The following is a 3900-nucleotide window of genomic DNA, read 5'->3' on the forward strand; positions in this document are numbered from 1 at the left end:
AGAACATGTACGGCTAGCAAGTTCAGAAAGTTGAAGGAAAAAACGCCTGGGAACTTTAATCTCAAGAAACCGCACCTCTCCTCACAGAGGCTCTAAAAACTGTACTTGAGCGGGGAATGTTGCAGAGAGTTAGGCTACCTGCATAATTACAAATGGTTCCTGTTTAAACGTCTTTTATAACCAAACATTCCTTGTTATGACCCAACGAAACCTAGTTTTTTCGTTATGAAATATTATTCTAGCTTCAATTACCAAGGAATTTGTAATACTAGAAATGTCTAAAATTTGTATGGGGATGCATTGTAAATATGTCCCTTATTTATAATTTTAAGGGTAGAAGCCTTGACTACAAACCTTTCATTATTCACACCCACTTATTAAAGCTTGGTGTTAGAGACAAGTTGGTAATTCAGATATTGGATAGTTGTTGACAGCGAATTTTTAACTGACAATTCCTAGATTGCTGTAAATTTCGATGAGATTGCCATCGGGATCGCGAAAATAAGCTGTGCGAATTCCCCAGTCTGGGCGATCTTGTGGTTGAGTCACAACGATCGCATTATGATTTTTTACTTGCTCATAAACCTCATCCACGTTATCGACTGCGAAAATCAAGACTGTTTTATCTCGATTGGCAACATAAGAAGGCTGTTCGATTCTTGGGACTACTTCAGCCATCAATTCTTTTTTGAACAAACCTAGCTTGAGATATCCGGTATTAAACTCAGCATATCCGCTATCTTCATCGCCCCAATCGACATCAAATTTCAGCAGATCCCGGTAGAACAGAAAAGAATCTTTGTAGTTGGAGACAAGTAGTCTCAGGTGTGTTAGCTGAAGCTTCATATCTGTTGCCTTAGTCTACTAACTGTGAATTCTAGGTTCTGGATGCAAAGTCGCCAGCAACTCGCTTTCGACAATTGCTAATTCATCAAGCCGTTGCATGACTATTTCTCTGTCGAAGTAAGTAGCAGCTAATACCCAGTATATGCCGTAATGACGCGCTTCGGATGCCATTAACCCACGATAAAATTTTGCTAACTCTGGCTCTGGACAGTGAGCAGCTAACAGTCCCAGGCGTTCGTGAGAGCGAGCTTCAATTAAACCAGTGACTAGTAAGGAATCCAGAAATCGCTCAGGTTCTTTGGGGCGGACTGTAGCTCTTAAACCTGCGCCGTAAGGAGGCGGTTGTAAGGGAGCTAAGGGAATATTCCGGCGTTCTAGCCATTGGTTAACTAGCTCAAAGTGTTCTAGTTCTTCACGGGCGATCGCAGTTAGTTCCCGAACCATTTTAGTATTAGAAGGGTAACGAAACATCATATTCAAGGCTACGCCTGCTGCTTTGCGTTCACAGTGGGAGTGGTCGAGTAAGATGATGTCTAAGTTAGCGATCGCTTGTTCAACCCAAGCAGAGCTAGTAGGTTGTTTCAGGACGTTGATTGTCGGTAACTGAGTAAACACAGAGTCACAAAACTCCAGAATTTTAATTGAGCTAAATAGTCCAGCAGATTGATTTTAACTGAATATTTTTTGAACAAAGTTCAATAATTGCTCAGTACTGAAAGGTTTTGCTAAAAAACCTTGGATAGCAACACCTGTAGTTTCTACTAATGCCTCAGCCGTAGCTAATCCACTCATGGCAACAATTGGCACTTGCGGGTTGATGGTTTGCAAGGTGCGGATGGCTGTTTTCCCATTTATTGATGGCATCATTATATCCATCAGCACCAGCCTAATTTCATCTTGATGCTGGGTGTAGAGGGCAAGGGCCTCAATCCCATTTTGGGCGGTCAATACCCTATAGTTATAGATTTCCAGTGTAGTTTTGGTAATCTCAGTGATGGCTACTTCATCATCAACAACTAAAATCAATTCTCCCTGACCTGTTGACAGTTTTACCTCATCTACTACTTGAGAAGGACTGCCTTCTTGATTTGGTAAATATACTTGAAATTTAGTCCCAATTCCTACCTGACTGGCTACTTCCACAAAACCGCCGTAGCTGTTGACGATCCCCATTAATATAGATAAACCCAGTCCTGTCCCCTTACCCACTCCTTTGGTGGTGAAAAAGGGATCGAAAATCCGATCGATAATTTCTGAGTTAATGCCAACTCCAGTATCAGTAACTGTAATTTTCACATAAGAATTAACTGTTGCCCCTATGTGCATCCTGGCATAGTTTTGATCGATCAATACCTTGGTGGCAGAAATACAGAGTTGACCGCCATTGGGCATGGCATCACGAGCATTGATTGCTAAGTTCATCAACACCTGATGCAGTTCGGTACTGTCTCCGAAAACAACGCCGATATCTGGCGTTATATCTACGTTGATGTCGATGAATTTGGGAAATGTCTGCTGGACTATCTGCTTGATGTCTTCTATCAGTTGCGATACCTGCACGATTGTGGTTTGTTTTTCAGAACCACGGGTAAATGACAAAATTTGCCGCACCAGATCGCTACCCCGTTTGGCATTGCTTTCGAGGATATTCAGCATTTGCAGCGAAAGGTCATCAAGATAGGGATATTTTAGGGGCAGCAGTTGAGAAATTCCCATAATTGGGGTGAGAATATTGTTGAGGTCGTGAGCAATACCACTGGCGAGAGTGCCTAAGCTTTCTAAACGTTGACTACGCAATAACTGGGTTTCGAGTTGTTTTTTCTCGGTGATATCGGTGTCAAGAATCAGGATTGATTTAGGTAAGCCTGCGGCATCAAGCATTAACGTCCATCGGCTAGCAATGATTAGTTCGTCACCATTTTTTGTGAATTTACGCAATTCTCCCTGCCACATTCCCCGCTCAAGAACAGTTTTTAGAGCCTCTGAGAGGAGAGGTGAGGTTTCTTGAGATAAAAGTTCCCAGGCGTTGTTTCCTTCAACTTCCTGAACTTGCCAGCCGTACATCTTCTCTGCGCCTTGGTTCCAGAATAAGATTTGGTTATGCAAATCCTGGACGATCATTGCATCTGTTGTGATGTCTAGTAGGGCAGCTTGTTCGCGGATTTTCTGTTGTGTTTGGTGGCGATCGCTAATGTCTCTGAATAGCCAGCGCAAGTTTCCGGTTTTACCCTGATTGTCTTCCACAGCGATCGCAGTTAATTCTGCCGGAAAATCCAGACTTCCTTCATTATGATAAATCCGCAACTCTTCTCTTTTAACTTGCCCCTGCTCTTGCAATTGCAGCATGATTTGACGAAATTTCTGCCGTTCTGTCTGATGCACAAACACAGACATTGGTTTACCAATCAGGTAAGACTGGCGCACATTCAATAAGTTAGCGGCAGCATGGTTAGCTTCCTGGATAATTCCAGCACCATCTGTAACCAAGTAACCATCTGGAGCAAAGTTAAATAAATCGTAATAACGTTGGCGTTCGGTTTCTGCCAAATGGCGTGTAGCAATCAATTCCTCATTTTGTTGGTGTAACTCTTCCAGAGAAATACAGATTTCGGCGATCGCTTGTTGCAAAAGCTCTATAGGATAGTCCGACTCTATGGATTGCTCCATCGCAAGGCTTGCAAGCTGCAAGAGCTTTTCTAGTCGCTGATGCGCCTCGACAATTGCTTGTTTAAAATTTTCTTTTGTCATTTCCTATCTTCTGTGATGATTACTTTAACCGAAAAAGTCAGTACAAAAACTCACCTCTTCTTCAGTAAAGCCACTAGAACGAGCAAAAGTTAAATATAATACGTTTCACTTAAGCATTTTTCTCAACAAGAGTTCAGAACGGAATGGCACGCTTGATAAGGGAAAATCGTTGAGGCAGCAGGGGTGCAGAGGAGCGGAGGCGCAGGGGAGAAAGAAGAAGTTTTAAGCATTGCGTTCGGATATTTAGAAATTCCCCTGTGCGCCCCTGCTCCCCTGCTCCTCTGCGCCCCTGCTCCCCTGCTCCTC

Annotated in this window: 3 protein-coding genes; all 3 read right to left on the reverse strand. The window is 42.9% G+C overall.

Annotated features, from left to right (window positions below):
- Positions 1-441: 441 nt before the first annotated feature.
- Genes CDG79_RS39535 through CDG79_RS39545 form a run of 3 tightly spaced genes read right to left on the reverse strand, consistent with a single transcriptional unit; the run spans position 442 to position 3594 of the window.
- The gene (locus tag CDG79_RS39535; protein WP_094346916.1) at positions 442-846 is read right to left on the reverse strand and encodes a VOC family protein; all 405 of its coding nucleotides are present in this window, start codon (positions 844-846) and stop codon (positions 442-444) included.
- Positions 847-864: 18 nt separating this feature from the next.
- Positions 865-1461 (reverse strand): tRNA-(ms[2]io[6]A)-hydroxylase, encoded by a 597-nt coding sequence (locus CDG79_RS39540; protein ID WP_094346917.1) that lies wholly within the window; start codon positions 1459-1461, stop codon positions 865-867.
- 54 nt (positions 1462-1515) lie between these two features.
- Positions 1516-3594, reverse strand: coding sequence for a PAS domain-containing hybrid sensor histidine kinase/response regulator (locus CDG79_RS39545; protein WP_094346918.1), 2079 nt, complete (start codon positions 3592-3594; stop codon positions 1516-1518).
- Between the last annotated feature and the right edge of the window lie 306 nt (positions 3595-3900).

Origin of the sequence: Nostoc sp. 'Peltigera membranacea cyanobiont' 232 (assembly GCF_002245985.1) — a bacterium.
Lineage (GTDB): Bacteria > Cyanobacteriota > Cyanobacteriia > Cyanobacteriales > Nostocaceae > Nostoc.

Bases quoted from the DNA above. Each gene is read 5' to 3' on its own strand.
- CDG79_RS39535 (WP_094346916.1), bottom strand. From the start codon at position 846: ATGAAGCTTCAGCTAACACACCTGAGACTACTTGTCTCCAACTACAAA.
- CDG79_RS39545 (WP_094346918.1), bottom strand. From the start codon at position 3,594: ATGACAAAAGAAAATTTTAAACAAGCAATTGTCGAGGCGCATCAGCGA.